We start from the raw sequence: 22,027 nt of genomic DNA on the forward strand, positions 1-22,027 counted from the left end.
GAGTTCCCCATGAACCAGATTTTTTCCGTGCAAGGCATGACCTGCGGCCACTGCGAGAAAGCCGTGACCACCGCCATCCGCACCCTCGACCCCCAGGCCGAGGTGCGCATCGACCGGGCCCAGAACCGGGTGGAGGTGCAGACCGAACAGCCGCGCGAGGCGGTGGCCGAAGCGATCCGCGAAGAGGGCTACACGGTGGCCGCATGAAAACGGACAGCGGTGTACTCGAACCCGTCGACGCGGACGACGCCACGCTGTCGGCCGTGAGCGGCTGGCCGGTCAACATCGGCACCGCCGCGCTGCTCAGCGGCATCTCGCCCAAGATGCTGCGCCACTACGAGTCGCTCGGCCTGCTGGCCGCGGTGACCCGCACCGACAGCAACTACCGCCAGTACAGCCTGGCCGACGTGCACACGCTGCGCTTCATCCGGCGCGCACGCGACATGGGCTTCAGCCTGGACGCCATCGCCGAGCTCGTGGGCCTGTGGCACAACCGCCGACGCAGCAGCGCCAGCGTCAAGCGCATCGCGCAGAAGCACCACGACGAACTGGCCCAGCGCATCGAGGCGCTGCAGGCCATGCAGCGCGCGCTGGGCGATCTGCTGTGCCACTGCCCCGGCAACGAGCGGCCCGACTGCCCCATCCTGGACGATCTGGCCCAGCTCTGAGGGTGTGTGCGACCCGGCCCCGGCGGGCTCACATCGCCGGTGGCCAGTGGTGGGTTTCGCCCTGCCCTTGTTCGCACCAGGTGTGCAGCGCGTCGTACATCACCATCCCATGGCCGAGCATCTCCTGGTCGTCGGCGAAGCGCTTCGACAGCCCGAGTGAAAACGCATACAGCCCCGCCGACTGCGGCGTGAGGTCCAGCTGCCCGGTGTCGGCGCCGCGCACGATCCCGGCGAGCTGCCGCAGGGCCGGCGTCTGCAAGGCGTAGCGCTCCAGGAAGGCATCAAAACTGCACAGCGGCCCCACATGGCTCAGCGCCACCCCGGGGATGTCGAACGGCGTGGCCCCGGTCTGCTCGGCCACCCGCAGCACCTCGGCCGCGGGCACGAACAGAAACCGCGCCTGCGGATCGATGAAACGCGCCACCAGCCAGGGACAGGCGATGCGGTCGATCTTGGGGCGCTCGCGGGTCACCCACAGTGAGCCCGCAGGCGCGGCCTGGGTCAGCGCCTGCACCGGGCACCCCGCCGCTTGCCAGTCGGCGAAACCGCCCTGCAGAAAGAACGCCGGCACACCCATGGCGCGCAGGGCCGCGGTCAGGCCCTGGCTGATCTCCATGCCGTGCGCGCAGTACAACACCACCGGGCCGGTGCTGGGTGACTGCACCACGCTGTCCTTCCAGTCCAGCCAGTGCGCCGGGTCGTGCCAGGCCGCACCCGCGATCTGGGCACCCGCCTCCACACGGGCCGCTTCCCGCCGCACGTCCAGCAGCACGGGCGCGGGGTTGCCGCGCAACAGCCGGGACAGTTCTTCCACCGATACAGCATCCATGGTTCACTCCTTGAAAAGGACCGATGCGCTCAACCCCACCAGCGCCACAACAGACCCAGCACCGCGCACGCCGCGATGACCTCCATCACTCCGCGCTTGAACCGCAGCAGCGCCACCGCCGCGCCCAGCGCGATCAGGGCCGAGACCGCGTCGAACGGCCCGGCGAAACCCTGGGGCCACAGCACGTGGTAACCGAAGAACAGCGTCAGGTTCGCGATCACGCCCACCACCGCGGCGGTGATGGCCGTCAGCGGCGCGGTGAACTTGAGGTCGCCGTGGGTGGACTCCACCAGCGGCCCGCCCGCGAAGATGAACAGGAACGACGGCAGGAAGGTGAACCAGGTCACCAGCGTCGCCGCCAGCGCGCCGGCCAGGAACAGCGCCTCGGGGCCGAAGACCGCCTTCACGTAGGCGCCGACAAAGCCCACGAAAGCCACCACCATGATCAGCGGGCCCGGCGTGGTCTCGCCCAGGGCCAGGCCATCGATCATCTGCACCGGCGTGAGCCAGCCGTAGTGCCCCACCGCGCCCTGGTAGACGTAGGGCAGCACGGCGTAGGCCCCACCGAAGGTGAGCAGCGCCGCCTTGGTGAAGAACCAGCCCATCTGCGTGAACGTGTGCTGCCAGCCCAGCATTACCGTCAGCAAGCCCATGGGCACAGCCCAGAGCAGCGCGCCCACCACCAGCACCGCCGCCAGCCGGCTCCAGCGGAACCGGGCGTGCGCCGGAGGCGGGGTGTGGTCGTCGATCAGCGCCGGGCCGTACGAGGCGCTGCCCTGCCCATGGCCGCCACCGGTGGCGAAGTGTTGTGGAGCCATCCGGCCCCCGACGTAGCCCACCAGGGCCGCGGCGGCGACGATGGCCGGGAACGGCACGTTGAGCGCGAAGATCGCCACCAGCGAGGCCGCCGCGATGCCCCAGAGCCAGCGGTTTTTCAACGCCCGCGAGCCGATGCGGTACGCCGCCTGCAACACGATCGCCGTCACCGCGGGCTTGATGCCGTAGAACAGCCCGGCCACCCAGGGCACATCGCCGTACGCGATGTAGACCCACGACAGACCGATCAGGATGAACAGCGAGGGCAGCACGAACAACACCCCCGCCACGATGCCGCCCCAGGTGCGGTGCAGCATCCAGCCGATGTAGGTCGCGAGCTGCTGCGCCTCCGGGCCGGGCAGCAGCATGCAGTAGTTCAAGGCGTGCAGAAAACGCCGCTCCGAGATCCAGCGCCGACGCTCCACCAGTTCCTGGTGCATCACGGCGATCTGCCCGGCCGGCCCCCCGAAGCTGATGAAACCGAGCTTGAGCCAGAAGGCAAAGGCCTGCCAGAAGCTGGCCGCCTCGGGGGACGCCAGGCCGGGTTCGGCGGTGGGGGTGGGCGAGGGGTTCATGGTGGGGGGGCGCCTGGGGTGAAACTGGCCAGCAGACCGTCGAACACGGCATGGGCCGTGGCCAGCAATTGATCGTCGTCGGTGATGGCGTCGCGCAGCCCGGCCAGCACGCTTTCCACGCCCGCCGCCTCGGGCGGCTGCACGCCACCGACGTCGAGGAAATGCACCAGCTGGCCCAGGCGCACCAGCGCCGGCTGCTCCAGCCCGAAGCTGGCCAGCAGCACCTCGAACGTGACGCGGGCCCCGACGTGGCTGAACCGGGCGCCATCGAAGTCAAAACCCAGCGCGTCGGCGGGGCAGTCCCGCGGGTCGGCCAGCCAGTGCAGGCGGGCCTGCCGGTCGATGAAGCGCTGGATCAGCCAGGCGCTGGCCAGCCGGTCCACCCAGGGCCGCTGCCGGGTGGCCCAGGTGCGGCCCTGGTGGTCGGCCAGCGCCAGCCGGGCAATGGGGCCTTCAATGGCTTGCGGCTCGTCGGGGGCCGCGGCGCGGGCGCAGGCCAGCTCCAGTTCCAGCACGGCGGCCTCGGCCTGGCGGCGGGCTTCGCCCGGGAAAAAGTCGATCTCGCCCAGGCTCCCCAGGGCCTTGCGCAGCTTGCGCGTCTGCTTGAGCGCATCGGGCGGGTCGCCTGCGCCCAGCGTCTGGCGCACCCGGGCCACCTCGGCGAGCAGGGCCGCGTAATCCGCGCTGCGGTCGAACAGGCCCCGGAAATCGGCCTGCGGCGGCTCCTCCATGCGCAGCACCAGGGCGGTCCCGCCGGCGTCGCGCACATCGGCCGCCAGGCCGTCGAGCGTGGCGCGGCAGGTGCCGGTCTCGGGCAGCACGTACACACCGTCGCGCAGCACCGCCGCGCCCGAGGCCTTGAGCGCCCGCCAGGCCCGCATGCGCACGGTGGTGTTTTCGGTCGGCAAGCTGGTGATGAGGGATATCCAAAACATTGTGTTTACTATTATTCATATTTGTAGAAAAGTAAACACATATTTTTCCCACGGGAAACGGAACAAATCTTTACAGAGCGGCAGCACAGCCGCACAAGGCAGAAACACGCGGCGACCACACTGGCGTCACTCCACAGCAAACACCGCATGTGGAAGCCCAGGTCCATCAACATCTCAGGAGTGATCATGAAAATGTTCCCGAAACGCGCCCTCATCGCCGCCGCCCTCGCCACCGCCTTTGTCGGCCTCTCGGCCACCGCCATCGCCCAGGGCGCAGCGGGTGACATGCCCAGCGACATGCGCGCCCAGCACATGGCGCAACGCGCAGAAGCCACCACGCCCAGCGCACAACAGCCCGAGCAACGCCATGCCCAGCGCCTGGAGCGCATGCAGAAACGCATCGCCGAGCACCAGGCCAAGCTCAAGGCCGAACTCAAGCTCAGCGCAGACCAGGAAGCCGCCTGGAACGCCTTCGTGGCGCGCACCGCCCCCGAGCCCCGTGGCCCCATGGCCGGCGCCCGCGAAGACTGGTCCAAGCTGACCACGCCGCAGCGCCTGGACAAGATGCAGGCGCTCAGGGCCGAGCGCGACGCGCAGATGGCCAAGCGCATCGACGCCACCAAGAGCTTCTACGCGGCCCTCACGCCCGAGCAGCAAAAGGTGTTCGACGCCCAGAGCCACGGTGGTTTCCGCCACGCCGGCCTGAAGGGTGAACGCGGCGTGGGTCACCACGGTGGCGGCATGGGCGGCCACCACGGCAAAGGGGGCATGAGTGGTATGAGCTGCGACAGCCCGGCCCAGCCGCGCAGCTGATCGCCCGCCCACCTCCTCTCGGCTCCACAGCCCCGGCATGCCGGGGCTGTTTCACTTGACCTGAGTCAATCCGCACCGCGTGGCCAGCCGATAAGCTGCCCCGCCATGGACTTCGACCTCATCATCATCGGCGCGGGCCCCGCCGGCCTGTGCCTAGCGCGTGCGCTGCGCGGCAGTGGCCTGCGCACCTGCCTCATCGAACAGCAGCCCCGCGAATCGCTGCAAGACCCCGCTTTCGACGGCCGGGAAATCGCCCTGACCCAGCACAGCGCCGAACTGCTGCGCCAGCTCGGCATCTGGCCGCTGCTGGGCGAGGCCCACATCGCGCCGCTCAAGGACGCGCTGGTGCTCAACGGCGGCTGCGGCCCGAACCAGGCGCGCATGCTGATCAGTCACCGCCTGAGCCCGCGCTCCGAACTCGGCCACCTGGTGGCCAACCACCACATCCGCCGCGCCGCCTTCGCCGCCGCGCTGGCCGACACCGCCGGCGACGGCCCGCCCCCCGAGCTGCGCTGCGGCGAACAGGTCGTGCGCATCCACACCGACGCGCACGCCGCCCAGATCACTCTCGGCAGCGGCCAGACGCTCAGCGCCCGGCTCGCCGTGGCCGCCGACAGCCGCCACTCCAGCACGCGCCGCGCCATGGGCATCCCGGCCGACATGCACGACTACGGCCGCACCATGCTGGTCTGCAACATGACGCACGAGCAGCCCCACCACGCCACCGCCTGGGAGTGGTTCGACCACGGCCAGACGCTGGCGCTGCTGCCCATGAACCCCTGCCCCCAGACCGGCCAGCACCGCTCCTCGGTGGTGCTGACCCTGGCCAGCCACGAACTGCAGCCCCTGCTGGACCTGGACGAAACGGCCTTCGGCCAGGCCATGACGCGGCGCTTTGGCCAGCAACTCGGCGCCATGCGCCTGTCCAGCACGCGCCACGCCTACCCGCTGGTGGGCGTGTGGGCACGCCGCCTGGTGGCGCAGCGCTTCGCCGCCGTGGGCGACGCCGCCGTGGGCATGCACCCGGTCACGGCGCACGGCTTCAACCTCGGCCTGCGCAGCATCGACACCCTGGCCACCGCCCTGATCGCGGCGCACCAGCAGGGCCAGGACATCGCCTCGCCCGCCCTGCTCGACCGCTACCAGCAGACCCACCAGCGCGCCAGCCGCGGCCTGTACCTGGCCACGCACGCGGTGGCCACGCTCTACACCCGCGAACAGACGCCCGCGCGCTGGCTGCGCCACGCCATGGTGGGGCTGGGCGAGCGCTTCACCCCGTTCAAACGCGCCATGGCCGCCAGCCTGACCGGCCTGGCCTGAACACGCCTTTTCGCCCACGCCCGCTGTACGAAAACTTCACGCGGGGCGCATGATCTCCAGCCAGAACGATCCCCCACTGCCCCAGCCCGGCCCCCGGGTCGCCTGACGACCCCCGGGCGCGTGCACCACCGGCGCGAGAGCCCCATGGACAAACACTACCTCACCCCCCTCTTCCAGCCCGACACCATCGCGGTGTTCGCGGGCAAGTCCGACGAGCCCGACACCCAGACCCCCCAGGCCCGGGGGCTGCTGGCCGCGTTGCGCGCGCAGCGCTTCAAGGGCACGCTGGTGTTCCTGGACATCCACACCACTGGCACCCTGGCCGATCTGGCGCAGACCCGCGCCGACCTGGCCATCATCGCCCTGCCCCCGCTGGAGGCCATCGCCGCGCTGGAGGTGGCTGGCCGCATCAAATGCCGCGCCGCGCTGGTCATCGGCAGCGGCACGCCGGCCCTGGAAGCCGCTGAAATGCACCGCGTGGCGCGCCGCCACGGCATGCACCTGCTCGGGCCCAACAGCCTGGGCCTGCAGCGCACGCGCTGCCTGCTCAACGCCAGCGTGGCCGGGCCGCTGGCCGCGCCCGGACCGCTGGCCCTGGTGTCGCAGTCGGGCGCGCTCACCGCCTCCATCCTCGACTGGGCCACCGAAAACGCCGTGGGCTTCTCCACCGTGGTCTCGCTCGGCCCCAACACCTCGGTGGACATCGCCCAGGTGCTCGACTTCCTCGCCTCCGACGCCCAAACGCACAGCATCGTCGTCTATCTGGAAGGCATTTCCAGCGCCCGGCGCTTCATGAGCGCGCTGCGCGCCGCCGCCAACGCCAAGCCGGTGATCGTGCTCAAGGCCGGCCGAAAGCCCGCCGGCAACCTGGCCGCGCAGACCCACAGCGGTGCCATCGTCGGCGCCGACGACGTGTTCGACGCCGCCCTGCGCCGCGCCGGTGCGGTGCGCGTGCGCTCCTTCGTCGAGCTGTTTTCGGCCTCCAAGTGCCTGGCCTCGCGCTACCGCCCGGTGGGCAAGCGCCTGGCCATCGTCACCAACGGCGGCGGCCCCGGCGTGCTCGCCGCCGACTGGGCCAACGAAATCCAGCTGGAGCTGGGCAAGCTCTCGCCCGAAACCGCCCAGGCCCTCAAGCCCCAGCTGCCCGCGCTGGCCTCGCTCACCGACCTGATCGACCTGTCGGAAGAAGCCAACGCCGAGCACTACCGCGCCGCGATCGACGCCGCCGGCCACGAAAAAGCGGTGGACGGCATCCTGGTCGTGCATTCGCCCAAGGCCGGCATCGACCCCACGGCGGTGGCCCAGGCCATGGCCGAGCTGAAGAAACGCCTGGGCAAACCGCTGCTGTGCTGCTGGATGGGCAGCGCCTCGGTGGCCGCCGCGCGCGAGGTGCTGGCCAGCGCCGCCATTCCGAGCTTTCGCACGCCCGAGGCCGCCGTGGGCGCCTTCGGCAACATCGCCAGCTTCTACCAGAACCAGCAGCTGCTGCAGCAGACCCCGCCGCCCCTGTCCACCCTGGCCAAACCCGACATCGAGGGCGCGCGCCTGCTGATCGAAAACGTGCTCACCGAGCGGCGCAAGGTGCTCACCGAGATGGAGTCCAAGTCCCTGCTCTCGGCCTTCCACATCCCGGTCACCCAGACCATCCTGGCGCGCAGCGCCAACGAAGCCATGATGATCGCCACCCAGCTGGGTTACCCGGTGGCGCTGAAGATCGACTCGCCCGACATCAGCCACAAGAGCGACGTCAACGGCGTGGCGCTCAACGTGCTCAACGCGGTCGGTGTGCGCGACATCTACAACACCATGATCCAGGCCGTCACCAAGGCCCAGCCCGGCGCACGCATCAACGGCGTGACGATCCAGAAGATGGCGCGCAACAAGCGCGGACGCGAACTCAACGTGGGCCTGGTCACCGACGACCCCTTCGGCCCGGTGATCGCGTTCGGTGCCGGCGGCACCATGATCGAGCTCATCAACGACCGCGCCATGGAGCTGCCCCCGCTCAACCAGTTCCTGGCGCGCCGCCTGATCGACCGCTCGCGCGTGGCCGAAACCCTGGGCGAGTGGCGCGGCGCCAGCGCGATCAACCGGGACGCGCTGGAACACGTGCTGCTGCGCGTCTCGGAAATGGTCTGCGAGCTGCCCCAGCTGCGCGAGATGGACATCAACCCCATCATCGTGGACGAATCGGGCGCCGTGGCGGTGGACGCGCGCATCGTGATCGACAGCGCGCCGGCCACGGCGCGCAACTACGCCCACCTGGCCATCCTGCCCTACCCGGCGCGCTACGAGCAGATCTGGCCGCTGCGCGGCGGTGGCGAATACACCATCCGCCCGATCCACCCGGACGACGCTCAGATGCTGCAGGACCTGGTGCAGAACCTGTCGCCCGAGAGCCGCTATTTCCGTTTCGTGTCCTCGCTCAAGGAACTGCCCGCGTCCATGCTCTCGCGCCTGACCCTGATCGACTACGACCGCGAAATGGCCCTGGTAGCCATCCACCGCAGCCGCCAGGCCGATGCCGACGGCGGGATCGTGGAGACCGAACGCGTCGTCGGCGTGTCGCGCTACATCACCAACCCCGACAAATCGAGCTGCGAGTTCTCGCTGGTGGTGGCCGACGACTTCAACGGCAAAGGCCTGGGCTCGCGCCTGATGCTCAGCATCATGGAAGAAGCCCGCGACAAGGGCCTGACCGAGATCGAGGGCCTGGTGCTGGCCAACAACCCCGGCATGCTCAAACTCATGAAGGGCCTGGGCTTCACGGTCAAGACCTTTCCCGAAGACGCCGACTTCAAACTGGTCACCCACAGCCTGTGAAACCGGGCCGGCCGGGTGACCGCGCCGGAGCACCGTGCCTTGCAACCGCCCACCGGGCGGTTTTTCTTTGTCCCTTGCTATCTCTCTATCTTCTTTAATTCAAATTAGTAGCAGTAGTAGAAGGGCCCGTTTTCTGTGGACAAGGCGCTTTTCCCGTAGCGCGACAAGCACTTGGCGACCGTACAAGCGTGTGCAAACCGCCCCGCTGCCCAAATCCCGAAACGGGGACAACCCGGCCTTGGGTGCCTCATCTGTGGATAACGAAAGGCTTGTTAAAAAGTTAATCACAGGGTTGTGATCAAGCTCCGGGCGAAGGCCTGGCCAAGCGGGCCCGACACCAGCTCCCAAGCACCCAGCCGCTGCTTTCTGCCGCCAGCACACGGCCGAACCTCTTGGGCCACGGTCAGGACGGCTGGCAGGTCCAAAGAAGGCCCCCACCCCCACGGAGCACCCGGAAAGACCACCTGGGGGCTTCCAGCCGCTGGTTTGGACCAGTTTGGACCATGGAAACAGGTCCCGAAACCCGTTCCCAACCCTTGACCAGGCCCGAAACATCTACAACCCCTGGAAAACCGCCTCACCCGTTGACCGCCAGGCCATGAGTCGGTCGGGCCGGCATCCCGGGTGCCCCAACGAGGGAGAGTCCGGTTTCCGCGGCTGTTCTCTTATCTCTTATTTCCAATTATTCAAATTAGTAGCAGTAGTAGAAGGCCCTGTTTTCTGTGGACAAGGCAGGTTTTTCCTAGCGCGACAAAGACTTGATGACCGTACAAGCGTGTGCAAACCGCCCCGCTGCCCAAATCCCGAAACGGGGACAAGTGTCGGTTTTCCACTGTTTCTGTGGATAACACATGGTTTGTTAGAAAAATATCCACAGGGTTGTTGTTAACCTTGAGCTGGGCAAGACTTCAAACGCCCGCTACGCATCAAGCGGTGCGACTCAGGGCACCGCCGGGCCGACTCTGCCGGACGGCCAGTGCCGCCCCCTTTGGGGGTCGCGCGCAGCGCGGCGGGGGCTATCTCAAACTCAGCTGGGCGAAACCCCAGGTCATGCCCAGGCCGTGCAGCAGCGTGGCCGCCACGGTGAGGGCGAGTGCCGGTTTCAGCCGCTGGGGTTGCCGGGCATGCCACAGCAACCAGACCAGCGCCGCCAGCGACAAGGGCAGCGACACCAGGCCCCAGAGCGCCTGGGTGGGCGGGATCAACAGCCAGACACTGGCCACCAGCCACAGGTGGGCGCCCACCACCAGACCCCCGTAGAGGGCGCTGGCGCCCACCGGCCCGAGCCGCACCACCAGGGTGCGTTTGCCCACCCGGGCATCGGCCGCCGCGTCGGGTATGCCGTTGATCACCAGCAGCGCGGCCACCATCAGCGCGAACCCCGCAGCCACGCTGGCCGGGATCACGAAGAACTGGCGCCGCTGCACATAGTCGGCGCCGATCACCACCAGGAACCAGGTCAGCGCCACCGTGAGCTCACCCAGCCCACGCGACATGAGCTTGAGCGGTGGTGCGGAGTAGGCCCAGGCCAGCAACAGACCGGCCATGCCCAGCAGCAGCACACCGCCTCCGGTCTTCACCGCCAGCAGCAGGCCGGCCGGCACCAGAAACAGCAGCAGGGACTTGGCCAGATCGGCCGTTTCACGTTCGCTCACCACGCCGCTCTGGATCAGCCGCGAGCCGCCGGTGAAGGGAAAGATGCCCTGGGTGTTGGCCGCGTCCGCGCCGTTGCGCGCGTCGTGCAGGTCGTTGAGCACGTTGCCAGCGGCGTGGGCCAGCACCGCCAGCGCGGTGGCCCCCAGCGCCAGCGGCACGTCAAACCCGCAACCGCAGGCCGCTGCCGTGGCCGTGCCCAGGGCACAGGCCACCACCGTGAGCAGCAGAAAGGCCGGGCGCGTCATGCGCACCAGCAGGCCCAGGCGCGCCAGCCGGGTCGGGGGTGGGTTGGGGGCATTTCTCATACAGGGGCCAGTATGCACCGGCGTCCCCGGTTCGGGGCCGGTCCGATGGCCCGGGCGGCTGGGCCGTGTGGCGTGAAAACACGTGTGCTGACAGCTCTCACAGGAGGTCACGCGCCCCTCTTGGGGGCCTGGGGGGTGGCTGGTAAACTGCCCGCTTTATAGGGCCTGGCAGCGGCTGGCCCCGATCGGCCCCCGTACTGCCCCATGTCCACCACCCTCAGCGCCAGCGCGCCCTCCACCTTCGAGATCAAGAGCGCCAACCTGCCACTGGTGGCCCTGCTGCTCAAATCCGCCGATCTCACCCGCCTGAGTGCGGAGTTCGCCCAGCGTTTTGGCGACGTGCCCGATTTCTTCGACCACGATCCTCTGGTGGTCGATCTGTTTCCCCTGCAGGTGTTCGAGCCCGGCGCCGCGCTGGATGTGGGGGCCCTGTGCGCGCTGTTGCGCCAGTACCGCCTGAACCCGCTGGCCGTGCGCGGCGGCAACGACGAACAAATGGCCCTGGCCCTGGCCGCCGGCCTCACGCCCGCGCCCGAGGCCACCGTGCAGCGCCCGGCGCCGGCCGCACCCATCACCGCGGCGGCACCCCTGCCCGAACCGGTTGCCCAGCCACAGCCAGCGCCCGGTGCCCTGGTCATCGACAAACCCCTGCGCTCGGGCCAGCAGGTCTACGCGCGTGGCCGCGACCTGGTGGTCATGGCCATGGTCAACCCCGGTGCCGAGGTGATCGCCGACGGTCACATCCACGTGTACGCGCCGCTGCGCGGCAAGGCCATCGCCGGCGCGCGCGGCAACGTCGACGCCCGCATCTTTGCCCTGTCCATGGCGCCCGAGCTGATCTCCATCGCCGGCATCTACCGCACCAGCGAAGTGGCCCTGCCCGAGGCCATCCAGGGCAAGCCGGCCCAGGTGCGCCTGGTGCCCGGCCCCGATGGTGACAAGCTCGTGATCGACCCACTGTCCGTCTGAGCGTCGGAAAGGTCTTTCGTCCATGCCCGCCCCGCACGCCCGAAACACACCGCCGTTCTGATACCGGCACCCACCCGCTCCTGTTGCCTTCCGTCTCCACCCCGATCCTGAAAGACCCCTCACCATGACCAAAATCGTTGTCGTCACCTCCGGCAAAGGCGGGGTTGGCAAGACCACCACCAGCGCCAGCTTTTCCACCGGCCTGGCCCTGCGCGGCCACAAGACCGCCGTGATCGATTTCGACGTCGGCCTGCGCAACCTGGACCTGATCATGGGCTGCGAGCGCCGCGTGGTGTACGACCTGATCAACGTGATCCAGGGCGAGGCCAACCTGAACCAGGCGCTGATCAAGGACAAGCAGTGCGACAACCTGTACGTGCTGGCCGCCAGCCAGACCCGCGACAAGGACGCGCTGAGCCAGGAAGGCGTGCACAAGGTGCTGACCGATCTGGCCGCCATGGGCTTTGAATACATCGTCTGCGACTCGCCCGCCGGCATCGAGACCGGGGCCCTGATGGCCATGCACTACGCCGACGAAGCGCTCATCGTGACCAACCCCGAGGTCTCCAGCGTGCGCGATTCCGACCGCATCCTGGGCATGCTGGGCAGCAAGACGCAGCGCGCCATTGAAGGCAAGGATCCCGTCAAGGAACACCTGCTGATCACGCGCTACAACCCCGGGCGCGTGGCCGACGGCCAGATGCTCAGCCTGGAAGACATCCAGGACATCCTGCGCATCCAGCTCATCGGCGTCATTCCCGAGAGCGAAAACGTGCTCACCGCGTCCAACCAGGGCACGCCCGCGATCCACCTCAAGGGCACCGACGTGGCCGAGGCCTATAGCGACGTGATCGACCGCTTCCTGGGCGCCGAAAAACCCCTGCGCTTCATCGAGGCCGAGAAGGCTGGCTTCTTCAAGCGCGTGTTCGGAAGGAAGTGAGCATGTCCTTCCTGTCCTTCTTTCTGGGCGAGAAAAAGAAGACCGCCAGCGTCGCCAAGGAGCGGCTGCAGATCATCCTGGCGCACGAGCGCAGCGGGCGCAATGCCTCCGAGCCCGACTACCTGCCCGCCTTGCAGCGCGAGTTGGTGGCCGTGATCGGCAAATACATCAAGATCAATCCGGACGACATCAAGGTCATGCTGGAGCGCCAGGACAACCTGGACGTGCTCGAAGTCAAGATCGAACTGCCCGACCGCAAGTAAAGCCGTCGCCGGACAGCGGTGTTCAAGAAGGTGCTTCCTGGAGCACCGCCGCGGTGTCGGCCAGCGAGGGCATGCCCGCGATGGCGCCGCTGGCGCGCACCGACAGCGCCGCGGCCGCGTTGGCCCAGCGCAGGGCCAGCTCCAGCGGTTCACCGCGCGCGAGCGCGGCCGCAAGCGCCCCGTTGAAGGTGTCTCCGGCGCCGATCGTGTCCTTCACCGTCATCGAATGGCCGGGCACGGTGTGCACCGGCTGGCCCTTTCGGTAGAGCGCCGCGCCCTGCGCACCCAGAGTCACCAGCACCGCGGCCACGCCCTGGGCCAGCAGGGCCTGGGCCGCGCGCCCACGGTCCCCCTCGATGCCGCTGAGGGTGGCGAGTTCGGTTTCATTGGGTGTGAGCAGGTCCACCAGCGCCGCCAGCTCGGCCGGCAGAGCACGCGCCGGCGCGGGGTTGAGCACCGTGGTGACCCCAGCGGCCCGCGCCAGGCGGAAGGCTTCCAGCGTGGCCGCCAGCGGCACCTCGAACGAGGCCACCAGCACCCGGCTGGCCGCGATGGTGGCCGCCGCGCCCTGGATCTGCCGGGCATCCAGGCCCGCGTTGGCCCCGGGGCTGACCACGATGCTGTTGTCGCCATTGGGGTAGACCAGGATCTGCGCCACGCCGCTGCTCTCGCCGGCCACCTGCCGCACGTGGGTGGTGTGAATGCCCTCGTGCCGCCACAGCTGCATGGCCATGTCGCCGAAGGCGTCCTGCCCGATGCGGGCCACGATGTGCACCTGCGCCCCCTGGCGGGCCGCGGCCACCGCGGCGTTGCTGCCTTTGCCGCCGGGGCCGATGGAAAAGCCGTGGCCCATCAGGGTTTCGCCGCGCGCGGGCGGGCGCCCGGCGTGGGAGGTCAGGTCGGCGTTCCAGCTGGCGATGAGCACGACCCGGCCGCTCATGGCAGTCCATACCCCATGGATTGCGGCAACCACAGCACGATCTGCGGAAACAGCGTCAGCAGCAGCACCAGGCCCAGCAGCATGATCAGGAAGGGCCAGCCTTCGCGCAGCATGTCCTTGATGGGAATCTGCGTCAGCGCGTTGGTGACGAACAGCAGCATGCCAAAGGGCGGCGTGATCAGGCCGACCATCATGTTGACCACGATCAGCACCCCGAAGTGCACCAGGTCCACGCCCACGGCCTTGACCGCCGGCAGCAGCATGGGCACGAACACCAGCAGCATGACGGCGGTGTCGAGGAAACAACCCAGGACCAGGAACACCAGGTTCACCACCAGCAGGAAGGCCACCTGGCTGAGCGACTGCTCGGCCACCCACTGCGCCAGCGCCTGCGGCACGCCTTCGGCGGTGAAGGCGTAGTTCAGCATGAAGGCGCCCGCGATGATCAGCGTGATCACGGCGCTGGAGCGGGTGGACTCCAGCATCACCCCCCACAGGCTGCGCCAGCTCAGGGCGCGGTACACCAGTCCGGCGAGCACCAGCGCGTGCAGCGCGGCCACCGCCGCGGCTTCGGTGGGGGTGAAGGCGCCGCTGTAGATGCCGCCCAGCAGCACCACCGGCAGCGACAGCGGTAGCGCACCGCGCCACAGCACCGAAGGCCAGTCCTTCAGCGGCACGGGTTCGTCGCGCGGCATGTGGCGGCGGGTGGCGATGATGTGCACCGTGATCATCAGCACCACGGCCATCAGCAGGCCCGGGAGCAGACCCCCCAGGAACAACGCTCCGACCGAGGTGCCCGAAACCAGGGCGTAGATCACCAGCGGGATGGAGGGCGGAATGATGGGGCCGATGGTGGCGCTGGCCACCACCACGGCGCCGGCGAAACCGGGCGCGTACTCGGGCTTCTTGAGCATCTGCCGGATGGTCACCAGGCCGGGGCCGGCCGCGTCGGCGATGGCGCTGCCGCTCATGCCCGAGAACACCACGCTGACCAGGATGTCCACCTGGGCCAGGCCGCCGCGCATGCGCCCGACCAGGATGCGGCAGAAATCGAAGATGCGCTCGCTCACCGTGCCCGCGTTCATGAGGTTGGCCGCCAGGATGAACAGCGGCACCGCCAGCAGCACGTAGCTGTTGTACATGCCGTTGAGCACCTGTTCGGCCGCCAGGCCCATGTCCTGCTTCGTGGCGGCCAGGTAGGCCACGCCACTGAGCAGCATGGTGAAGCCGATCGGGGCGCGCAGCACCAGGCCCAGGGCCAGCACCAGCAGCAGGGTCCAGAGTCCGAGGGTCATGCGTCGTCTCCATCGCCGCGCAGGGCCCGCCAGGCGATCCAGCCGTAGCGCACCACCACCGCCGCCAGCATCAGCACGAAGGGCAGGAACACCCACATGAAGGACAGGCCCAGCACGGGCGTGCCTTCGCGGTCCATGAACCGGATGTAGTCCCAGCTGCCGGGAATGGCCACGGCGGCCAGCACCGCCAGCATCGTGCTGCCCAGCACCCGCATGGCACGGCGCTGGCGCGGCCCCACGCTGTTGTAGGCCAGGTCGAACATCACGTGTTCGCGGGCCTTGACCATGAAGGCGCTGGCCCACAGGATCACCCACACGTAGAGGATCACCGCCAGCTCGTCCGTCCAGGGCAGGGGGCGGTTGAAGCCGAAGCGCGCCGTGATCTGCACCAGGAACACACCGAACAGCGCGGCAAAGAGGGTGGCCCCGACGACATCGGCGGCGCGTTGCAGCCAGCGTCGCATGCGCGCTTACTGGGTGGCGTTGATGCGGTCGAGCAGACCGGCCGGCCAGGTCTTGGCCAGGTCGGACTTCAGGTAGGTCTGCTGCACGTGGCTGCGGAAGGCGGCCAGGTCGGGGGTGACGACCTGCAGGCCCTGCTGCTTGAAGAAGTCGACGATCTGCGCCTCTTCCTTCAGGCGGTTCTCATTGTTGAAGGCCGCCGCCGCGGCCGCCGCGTCGCGCACCTTCTGCTTCTGCGCGGCGCTCAGCGCGTTCCAGGTCTTGTTGGACAGCGACAGGAAGATGCCGTCCACCAGGTGGCTGGTGAGCACCAGCTGTTTGGTCACCTCGTAGAACTTGGCCGCGCGCACCGTGGGCAGCGGGTTGTCCTGGCCATCGATGGTGCCGGTCTTCAGGCCCAGGTAGACCTCGCCGAAGGCCAGCGGCGTGGCGGTGGCGCCCAGCGCCTCGCCCAGGAACAGCCACTCCTTGCTGCCGGGCATGCGCAGTTTCACGCCCTTGAGGTCGGCCGGCGTCTTCACCGCGCGCGGCTCGCGCAGGTTGAGCTGGCGCGTGCCCAGGTAGATGGTGGAGAGCACGGTCACGTCCATCTTGTCGGACACCAGCTTGAACAGCTCGTTGCCGATGGGGCCGTTGAACACCTTCTGCTGGTGCGCCGGATCGCGGATGACATAGCCCGCGGTGAAGACGGAGAACTCGGGCACCAGCTTGGCGATGTCGAAGGCCGAGATGGTGGCCAGTTCCAGGTTGCCGCGCGCCATGGCGGCCGGCTCCGCGCCCTGTTTGAACAGCGAGGCGTTGAGGTTGATCTGCACGTCGAATTCACCGGGCGCGCTCTTGTCCAGCGATTCCTTGAACACGGTCCACATCCTGGCGTGCCAGTCGTCGGCCACGGCGGGGGTGGAAATGCGCATCGGGACCCGGGTCTGGGCCTGTGCGCTCAGCACGGTGCCGCCCAGCAGCACGGCGCTGGCGGTGGCGGCCAGCAGGCCGCGGCGCAAGATGGATGGGGTCATGGGTGTCTCCTCGGGGTGCGGGTGGAAGGAAAAGGGGGCTCAGTCGCGGCTCGCATCCAGGCCGAAGGCCTGCAGGCGCTGGCGCAGTTCGGCCTGTTCGGTGGCCGACAGGGCCACCAGCGGCGGGCGCACCCGCAGCCAGCCGGCGTGGCCCTCGCGTTCGGCCATCACGCCCTTGAGCGCGGGCATGAGCGAAAAACCATCGAAAACGGTGAGCAAGGCCTTGACCCGCGCGAGGTCGCGCCCGGCGTCGGGCCCGTCGGGCTGTGTCACCAGCCGGTGCACCAGGCGCGGTGCAAAGTTGGCCAGCCCGCTGATCGCGCCGGTGCTGCCCAGGCGGCCCAGCGCCGGCAGGTCCGGCTCGAACCCGACGTAGACCGTGATCGGGGGCATGAAGGCCTGGGCCAGGCCCACCGAATGCACCTGGTCGCAGCCGCTGTCCTTGATGCCGGCGATGGTGTCCGGGTACTGCGCCAGCAGGCTGCGGATGACGCCGTGCGAGAGGCCCACGCCGGCCACCTGGGGGATGTGGTACAGGTACAGCCGCAGGCGCGGGTCGGCCACGCGGTCGATCAGCCAGCGGTAGGCGTCGACGATGCCCTGGTCGCTCACGCCCTTGAAGAAAAAGGGCGGCAGCACCAGGCAGCCGTGCACCCCCAGCCCCACCGCGTGTTTCGTCAGCGCCACCGTGTCGGTGACGGCCGCACAGCTGGTGGAGACCATCAACCGCTGCGCCGGCACGCCGCGCGCCACCAGCGCTTCGACGGCGGCCATGCGTTCGGCCACCGAAAACGACGGGCCCTCGCCGGTGGTGCCGAAGGCGGTCACACCTCCGCAGCCCGCGTCCAGCAGCGCCAGGGCGTGGCGGGCAAAGGCGTCGTGGTCGATGTCCAGCGACGCGGTCAGTGGGGTCAGCATCGCGGGCCAGATGCCGCGAAAGGCGAGGGTGTGGGCAGGTGTCATGGGGCGTCCAGTTGGGAGGATGACCAGGGCAGCGCCGGGCGCGGCAGCCCCAGCACGCGCCGGCGCGCGCTTTCGATGTGGTGGCCCAGGCGCTCGGCCACAGCGGCGGCGTCGCGCCGGCGCAGGGCTTCGATGAACCACAGGTGTTCCTCCATCGCGGCCAGCAGGATGTCGGCCGCCAGGCTGGAGTGCTCGAACTTGATCAGGCGCACGCGCAGGCTGTTGATGCGGTAGGCCTCGGAGATGAGCTCGTTGCCCAGGGCGTCGATCATGTGTTCGTGCAGGCCCCAGTCGACCTGGGTGGCCTCGGCCAGCAAGGCCTCGTCGATGGGGCCGGCGCGCGCGCGGCGCACGATGGACAGGTGTTCGGCCTCGATGCGTTCCAACTCGGCGTCGCTCGCGCTGGTGGCAAATCGCACCGCGGCCTCGCGCTCCAGCAGCAGGCGCAGCTCGAAGGCGTTCTTGATCAGTTTCAGGTCCACGTTGGCGATCTGCAGCCCGCGCTGGGGCACGGTGTGCAGCAGGCCCTCGGCCTCCAGGCGCGGGATCAGTTCGCGCACCGCGCCCAGGGGCATGGCCAGCAGCTGCATCAGCTCGCGCTGCGAGATGAACTGGCCGGGCCGGATCTGCGCCCGCATGATCTGCTGGCGGAAGTTTTCATAGGCCTGCGCCCGCAGGTTGGGCGCACGCACGGCGGCCGTGGGCGGTGGTGGCTGGTGCGAAAGCATGCGGATGTTCACTGGTTGCTCACTAACATGTTAGTTCGACAACAGGTAGCCGTTCACTGGTGGAAACCCTGAAGCCCGCCGGGCGCAGTGCTGGCCCGCCCGGCAGGCCCCGGCCTGTCTATGATGGCCCCATGCTGATCGAAACCCTGGGCGCTGCCCGAGACATGGGCCGCCTCAACACCATCCTGGGCGTGCTCATCCGCCACGGCTTCGGCGACAGCGTGCGCCGTCTCGGCCTGGCCGACCGGCTCGAGCGCGCTGGTCACGCCCTGAAGTGGAACCACGCCGCCGACCTCGCGCGCCTGGAACCGCCGGTGCAGGTGCGCCTGGCGCTGGAAGAACTCGGCCCCACCTTCGTCAAGCTCGGCCAGATCCTGGCCGGGCGCGCCGACCTGTTTGGCCCCGACTGGATCGCCGAATTCGAAAAACTGCACAGCCAGGTGCCGGCCGTGCCGCTGGACGAGCTGCGGCCCCAGCTGCGTGAAGACCTGGGCGACGAGCCCGAGGTCGTTTTTGCCCGCTTCGACGTGGAGCCGCTGGCCGCCGCGTCGATCGCGCAGGTGCACCGCGCCCAGCTGCACGACGGCACCGAAGTCATCGTCAAGATCCGCCGCCCCGGCATCACCGACACCATCGAAGCCGACCTGCGCCTGCTCGCGCGCCTGGCCGTGCTGGCCGAGGCCGAACTGCCCGCGCTCAAACCCTACCGCCCGCAGCAGCTGGTGCGTGAGCTCGCCCGTTCGCTCCGGCGCGAGCTGGACCTGGCCAGCGAGTGCCGCAGCGCCGAGCGCATCGCCAACAACCTGACCAGCCTGCCCTGGATCGTGGTGCCCCGGGTGCACTGGGCCCACACCAAAGAGCGCGTCAACGTGCAGGACTACGTGGGCGGCGTGCCCGGCAACCAGATCGCCCTGCTGGAAACCAACGGCTACGACCGCAACCTGCTGGCCCGGCGCGGCGCGCAGGCCGTGCTCAAGATGATCGTGCAGGACGGCTTCTTCCACGCCGACCCACACCCCGGCAACGTGTTCTATCTGGAAGGCAACCGCATCGCCTTCATCGACTTCGGCATGGTCGGGCGCCTCTCGCAGCGCCGCCGCGAGGAGCTGCTGAACCTGCTGCTCGGCCTGGTCGAACGCAACCCCCAGACCGTGGCCGACGTGCTGCTCGACTGGACCGGCGACGAACACGGCGTCAACCTCTCGCTGCTCGAAACCGAGATCGAGACCTTCGTCGACCAGTACCACGGCACCCCGCTGGCCCAGCTCAACCTGGGCCAGATGCTGGCCGACGTCACCACCATCCTGCGCGAACACCACCTGGGCCTGCCCACCGACATGGCCCTGCTCATCAAGGCTTTCATCACGCTCGAAGGCATGGGCCGCAGCCTCGACCCGGCCTTTCACATGACCACCGAAGCCCTGCCCATGCTGCGCCAGGTGCTGCGCGCGCGTTACCGGCCCAAGGTGGTGGCCAACCGCGCCTGGCAGACCCTGCGCCGCACGCTCGCCGTGGCCGAACAGCTGCCGCACGACGTCTCGCGCCTGCTGCGCAACGCGCGCCGCGGCCGGGTGCACGTGGGCATCGAACTCGCGCACCTCAAGCGCGTGGGCGACCAGATCGACCGCGCCGCCAACCGCCTCACCATGGCGCTGGTGATCGCCGCGCTCATCATCGGCTCGTCCATCGTCATGACCGTCAAAGGCGGCCCCACCCTGTTCGGCCTGCCCGCCTTCGGCTTCATCGGCTTCGCCAGCGCCTTCGTGGGCGGCCTGTGGCTGGTGCGCGCGATCTGGCGCAGCAGCAAGGGGCGGGATGTGGGGGAGGACTGAGCGAGCACGGCAGGGGGCAATGGCGATGCTTCACACGTGCACGTTTTTCCACATCGTGGTACATTAACTGGTTCGCCTTGGGCGACCAGCCGCGTCTGGGTTTCACGACCTTGACGCACCGCCCCCGGCAGAGGGGCCGCTGGTCCAGCCCCTCCATCGCGAGCCGCGCCAGCCCCGAACCCTTTCCAGGTCGGCGCCGTCGCAATCTTCTCCCTGCTGTTGCCGATGCCCCTGCCGTGGCTCGTGCTCCGGTTCTGGCTGGTGTTCCCGACACCGGGCCGGCGCCGGGTGATTCAGTCGGGCACCCCGGCGCTTGGGGCTGCCAATGTGTTTTTCGGGCGTTTTCCTGCTGTGCGGTCCACGAGACCGCGGCGTTCCGCCCTTTGATGTTTTTGATGATTCATACGATTTCCACGACCACAACAACGAAGAGACTGTCTCCTCTCACCCTGGGCAAGTACCGCATCGCGGCTTGCCCCCGGCCGCTGCCGTGCGGCCGTTTTGCCGCCCAGGTGTCCATCGCCAGCGGCTCGGGCAGCGCCAGCACCGACCGTGTCATGCGCTTCCACGATGATTTCCCCACACACGACGCAGCGGCGCATTACGCCGTGGCGCAAGGCATCGACTGGGTGAACGACGCGTTGCGCGCTTGCGTGCGCCCGTCCGCCTCGGTGACGATGCTGCCGTCTCCCCAGATCTGTATTTGAAGCAAAGGAGCCTCACATGGCCAAGGAAGAACTGATCGACATGATGGGCATCGTCAACGAGGTGCTGCCCGACACGCGCTTTCGCGTGACGCTGGACAACGGTCACCAGCTGATTGCCTACTCCGCCGGCAAGATGAAGAAGAACCACATCCGCATCCTTGCGGGTGATCGGGTGTCTCTCGAACTCTCGCCCTACGACCTGACCAAGGGCCGGATCAATTTCCGCCACATCGAGGGCCGCGGCCCGATGGTGCCGCGCAAGCCGCGCTGAGCACCGGGGCCACCGGCCGGGCCCCGTGCCCGGCCTGGCCTCACATGCCCATGCCGCCGTCTACCGGCAGGCCCGCGCCCGTGATGAAGCGCGAGGCGTCGGAGCACAGGAAGACCACCGCGTCGGCCATGTCGCTCACCGTGCCCAGGCGGCCCAGCGGGGTTTGCTCCACGATGGCCAGCACGGCCGCATCGGGCGATTCGAACAGCCCCGCGCTCACCACGTCACTGGCGAGCTTCATGCCCATGTCGGTGGGCACGAGGCCGGGGTAGATGCAGTTCACGCGCACCCCGTAGCCCAGTTTGCCGGCCTCCATGGCACCCACGCGAGTGAGCCGGTCCACGGCGGACTTGGTGGCCGAGTAGCCGGCAATGGCGGGAAACGCGATGGTGGACGCCACCGACGACACATTGACCACCACACCACCCTGCCCGGCCAGGCCGCCGGGGCGCATGGCGCGAAATGCGTGCTTCATGCCGAGCGCGGTGCCGACGATGTTCACGTCGAGCATGCGGCGCAGCGCATCGGGGTCGATCTCGGTCACCAGGGCGGTGACCTCGATACCGGCGTTGTTGATCAGGATGTCAAAGCCCCCGAACGCCGCGTGCGTGGCGCTCACGGCGGCCAGCCAATGGGCTTCGTCGCTCACGTCCAGATGAACGAACGCGGCCTGGCCGCCGGTGGCCTTGATGGCACGGGCGGTTTCCCGGCCCTGCTCTTCCAGCAGGTCGCCGATCATCACCGCGGCGCCCGCTTCGGCCAGGGCCTGCGCCATGCCGGCGCCCAGGCCCCGGGCACCGCCGGTGACCAGGGCCTTGCGGCCCTTCAAATCGAACTGGGACATTCAACGCTCCTGTGAGGTGGGTGGACAAGGGCCCGGCCTGGCGCCAGGCCGCCGCCA

22 protein-coding genes and 1 pseudogene are annotated in these 22,027 nt (G+C 68.8%); 11 read left to right on the forward strand and 12 right to left on the reverse strand.

The features are described 5' to 3' along the window. The first annotated feature begins 9 nt into the window (after positions 1-9). Together HTA01S_RS10595 and cueR are read left to right on the forward strand one after the other, a co-directional pair. The gene (locus HTA01S_RS10595) at positions 10-207 is read left to right on the forward strand and encodes a heavy-metal-associated domain-containing protein (RefSeq protein ID WP_068170578.1); all 198 of its coding nucleotides are present in this window, start codon (positions 10-12) and stop codon (positions 205-207) included. Continuing rightward, positions 204-668, forward strand: a complete 465-nt coding sequence (cueR, locus tag HTA01S_RS10600) for a Cu(I)-responsive transcriptional regulator (protein WP_068170580.1) — start codon at positions 204-206, stop codon at positions 666-668. The genes HTA01S_RS10595 and cueR overlap by 4 nt, the downstream gene beginning before the upstream one ends. A 28-nt stretch (positions 669-696) precedes the next feature. Here cueR and HTA01S_RS25970 read toward each other — a convergent pair whose 3' ends face one another. From HTA01S_RS25970 to HTA01S_RS10615, 4 genes and pseudogenes are all read right to left on the reverse strand, one after another. Continuing rightward, positions 697-1,146 (reverse strand): chromate resistance protein ChrB domain-containing protein, encoded by a 450-nt coding sequence (locus tag HTA01S_RS25970; RefSeq protein WP_068170833.1) that lies wholly within the window; start codon positions 1,144-1,146, stop codon positions 697-699. Positions 1,147-1,203: 57 nt separating this feature from the next. Further along, a pseudogene (locus tag HTA01S_RS25975) lies at positions 1,204-1,497 on the reverse strand (rhodanese-like domain-containing protein); the annotation flags it as partial. A gap of 29 nt (positions 1,498-1,526) precedes the next feature. After that, positions 1,527-2,888: a chromate efflux transporter gene (gene chrA, locus HTA01S_RS10610; RefSeq protein ID WP_084236014.1), complete on the reverse strand. Its 1,362-nt coding sequence runs from the start codon at positions 2,886-2,888 to the stop codon at positions 1,527-1,529. Beyond that, positions 2,885-3,823: a chromate resistance protein ChrB domain-containing protein gene (locus tag HTA01S_RS10615; RefSeq protein WP_068170582.1), complete on the reverse strand. Its 939-nt coding sequence runs from the start codon at positions 3,821-3,823 to the stop codon at positions 2,885-2,887. Before HTA01S_RS10615 ends, chrA begins: the two co-directional genes overlap by 4 nt. Positions 3,824-4,009: 186 nt before the next feature. On the opposite strand from HTA01S_RS10615, the gene HTA01S_RS10620 reads away from it, so the two are divergent. From HTA01S_RS10620 to HTA01S_RS10630, 3 genes are all read left to right on the forward strand, one after another. Then, positions 4,010-4,636 (forward strand): Spy/CpxP family protein refolding chaperone, encoded by a 627-nt coding sequence (locus HTA01S_RS10620; protein ID WP_169804765.1) that lies wholly within the window; start codon positions 4,010-4,012, stop codon positions 4,634-4,636. A gap of 105 nt (positions 4,637-4,741) precedes the next feature. Continuing rightward, positions 4,742-5,956, forward strand: coding sequence for a 5-demethoxyubiquinol-8 5-hydroxylase UbiM (ubiM, locus tag HTA01S_RS10625; RefSeq protein ID WP_068170587.1), 1,215 nt, complete (start codon positions 4,742-4,744; stop codon positions 5,954-5,956). A 144-nt stretch (positions 5,957-6,100) separates the two neighbouring features. Next, positions 6,101-8,779 carry a bifunctional acetate--CoA ligase family protein/GNAT family N-acetyltransferase gene (locus HTA01S_RS10630; protein ID WP_068170589.1) on the forward strand — a complete coding sequence of 893 codons (2,679 nt, stop codon included), beginning with the start codon at positions 6,101-6,103 and terminating at the stop codon, positions 8,777-8,779. Between the two features lie 1,016 nt (positions 8,780-9,795). Here HTA01S_RS10630 and HTA01S_RS10635 read toward each other — a convergent pair. Next, positions 9,796-10,740, reverse strand: coding sequence for a prenyltransferase (locus HTA01S_RS10635; RefSeq protein ID WP_218017335.1), 945 nt, complete (start codon positions 10,738-10,740; stop codon positions 9,796-9,798). A gap of 204 nt (positions 10,741-10,944) precedes the next feature. Between HTA01S_RS10635 and minC the strand changes: the two genes are divergently transcribed. The 3 genes from minC (at position 10,945) to minE (ending at position 12,912) form a co-directional block, all read left to right on the forward strand. Further along, positions 10,945-11,709 (forward strand): septum site-determining protein MinC, encoded by a 765-nt coding sequence (gene minC / locus HTA01S_RS10640; RefSeq protein WP_068170591.1) that lies wholly within the window; start codon positions 10,945-10,947, stop codon positions 11,707-11,709. 124 nt (positions 11,710-11,833) lie between these two features. Further along, entirely contained in the window at positions 11,834-12,649 is an 816-nt protein-coding gene (gene minD / locus HTA01S_RS10645; RefSeq protein WP_068170594.1) for a septum site-determining protein MinD, read from the forward strand. Between the two features lie 2 nt (positions 12,650-12,651). Next, entirely contained in the window at positions 12,652-12,912 is a 261-nt protein-coding gene (minE, locus tag HTA01S_RS10650; protein ID WP_068170598.1) for a cell division topological specificity factor MinE, read from the forward strand. Positions 12,913-12,934: 22 nt separating this feature from the next. Here minE and HTA01S_RS10655 read toward each other — a convergent pair whose 3' ends face one another. From HTA01S_RS10655 to HTA01S_RS10680, 6 genes are read right to left on the reverse strand one after another with little or no spacing between them, the layout of a single operon-like run. After that, positions 12,935-13,852 carry a ribokinase gene (locus HTA01S_RS10655; protein ID WP_068170600.1) on the reverse strand — a complete coding sequence of 306 codons (918 nt, stop codon included), beginning with the start codon at positions 13,850-13,852 and terminating at the stop codon, positions 12,935-12,937. Continuing rightward, entirely contained in the window at positions 13,849-15,147 is a 1,299-nt protein-coding gene (locus tag HTA01S_RS10660) for a TRAP transporter large permease (RefSeq protein WP_068170603.1), read from the reverse strand. Before HTA01S_RS10660 ends, HTA01S_RS10655 begins: the two co-directional genes overlap by 4 nt. Next, complete coding sequence (locus HTA01S_RS10665; protein ID WP_068170604.1) at positions 15,144-15,611, reverse strand: TRAP transporter small permease; 468 nt, start codon at positions 15,609-15,611, stop codon at positions 15,144-15,146. Before HTA01S_RS10665 ends, HTA01S_RS10660 begins: the two co-directional genes overlap by 4 nt. 6 nt (positions 15,612-15,617) lie before the next feature. Next, complete coding sequence (locus HTA01S_RS10670; protein ID WP_068170607.1) at positions 15,618-16,625, reverse strand: sialic acid TRAP transporter substrate-binding protein SiaP; 1,008 nt, start codon at positions 16,623-16,625, stop codon at positions 15,618-15,620. 39 nt (positions 16,626-16,664) lie between these two features. Continuing rightward, positions 16,665-17,588: a dihydrodipicolinate synthase family protein gene (locus tag HTA01S_RS10675; protein ID WP_068170609.1), complete on the reverse strand. Its 924-nt coding sequence runs from the start codon at positions 17,586-17,588 to the stop codon at positions 16,665-16,667. Further along, positions 17,585-18,316, reverse strand: coding sequence for a GntR family transcriptional regulator (locus HTA01S_RS10680; protein WP_068170842.1), 732 nt, complete (start codon positions 18,314-18,316; stop codon positions 17,585-17,587). The genes HTA01S_RS10675 and HTA01S_RS10680 overlap by 4 nt, the downstream gene beginning before the upstream one ends. 131 nt (positions 18,317-18,447) lie before the next feature. Between HTA01S_RS10680 and HTA01S_RS10685 the strand changes: the two genes are divergently transcribed. The 3 genes from HTA01S_RS10685 to infA all read left to right on the forward strand — a co-directional run bounded on the left by HTA01S_RS10685 (position 18,448) and on the right by infA (position 21,126). Then, a complete protein-coding gene (locus HTA01S_RS10685) occupies positions 18,448-20,148 on the forward strand; it encodes an ABC1 kinase family protein (protein WP_068170611.1) in 1,701 nt (566 codons plus the stop codon). A 395-nt stretch (positions 20,149-20,543) separates the two neighbouring features. After that, complete coding sequence (locus HTA01S_RS10690) at positions 20,544-20,855, forward strand: hypothetical protein (protein ID WP_157572054.1); 312 nt, start codon at positions 20,544-20,546, stop codon at positions 20,853-20,855. Between the two features lie 16 nt (positions 20,856-20,871). Then, positions 20,872-21,126: a translation initiation factor IF-1 gene (gene infA, locus HTA01S_RS10695; RefSeq protein WP_056265133.1), complete on the forward strand. Its 255-nt coding sequence runs from the start codon at positions 20,872-20,874 to the stop codon at positions 21,124-21,126. 40 nt (positions 21,127-21,166) lie between these two features. Here infA and HTA01S_RS10700 read toward each other — a convergent pair whose 3' ends face one another. Continuing rightward, positions 21,167-21,970, reverse strand: a complete 804-nt coding sequence (locus tag HTA01S_RS10700) for an SDR family NAD(P)-dependent oxidoreductase (protein WP_068170615.1) — start codon at positions 21,968-21,970, stop codon at positions 21,167-21,169. Positions 21,971-22,027: the final 57 nt, after the last annotated feature.

It is taken from the genome of Hydrogenophaga taeniospiralis CCUG 15921, from assembly GCF_001592305.1.
Classification (GTDB): Bacteria; Pseudomonadota; Gammaproteobacteria; order Burkholderiales; family Burkholderiaceae_C; genus Hydrogenophaga; species Hydrogenophaga taeniospiralis.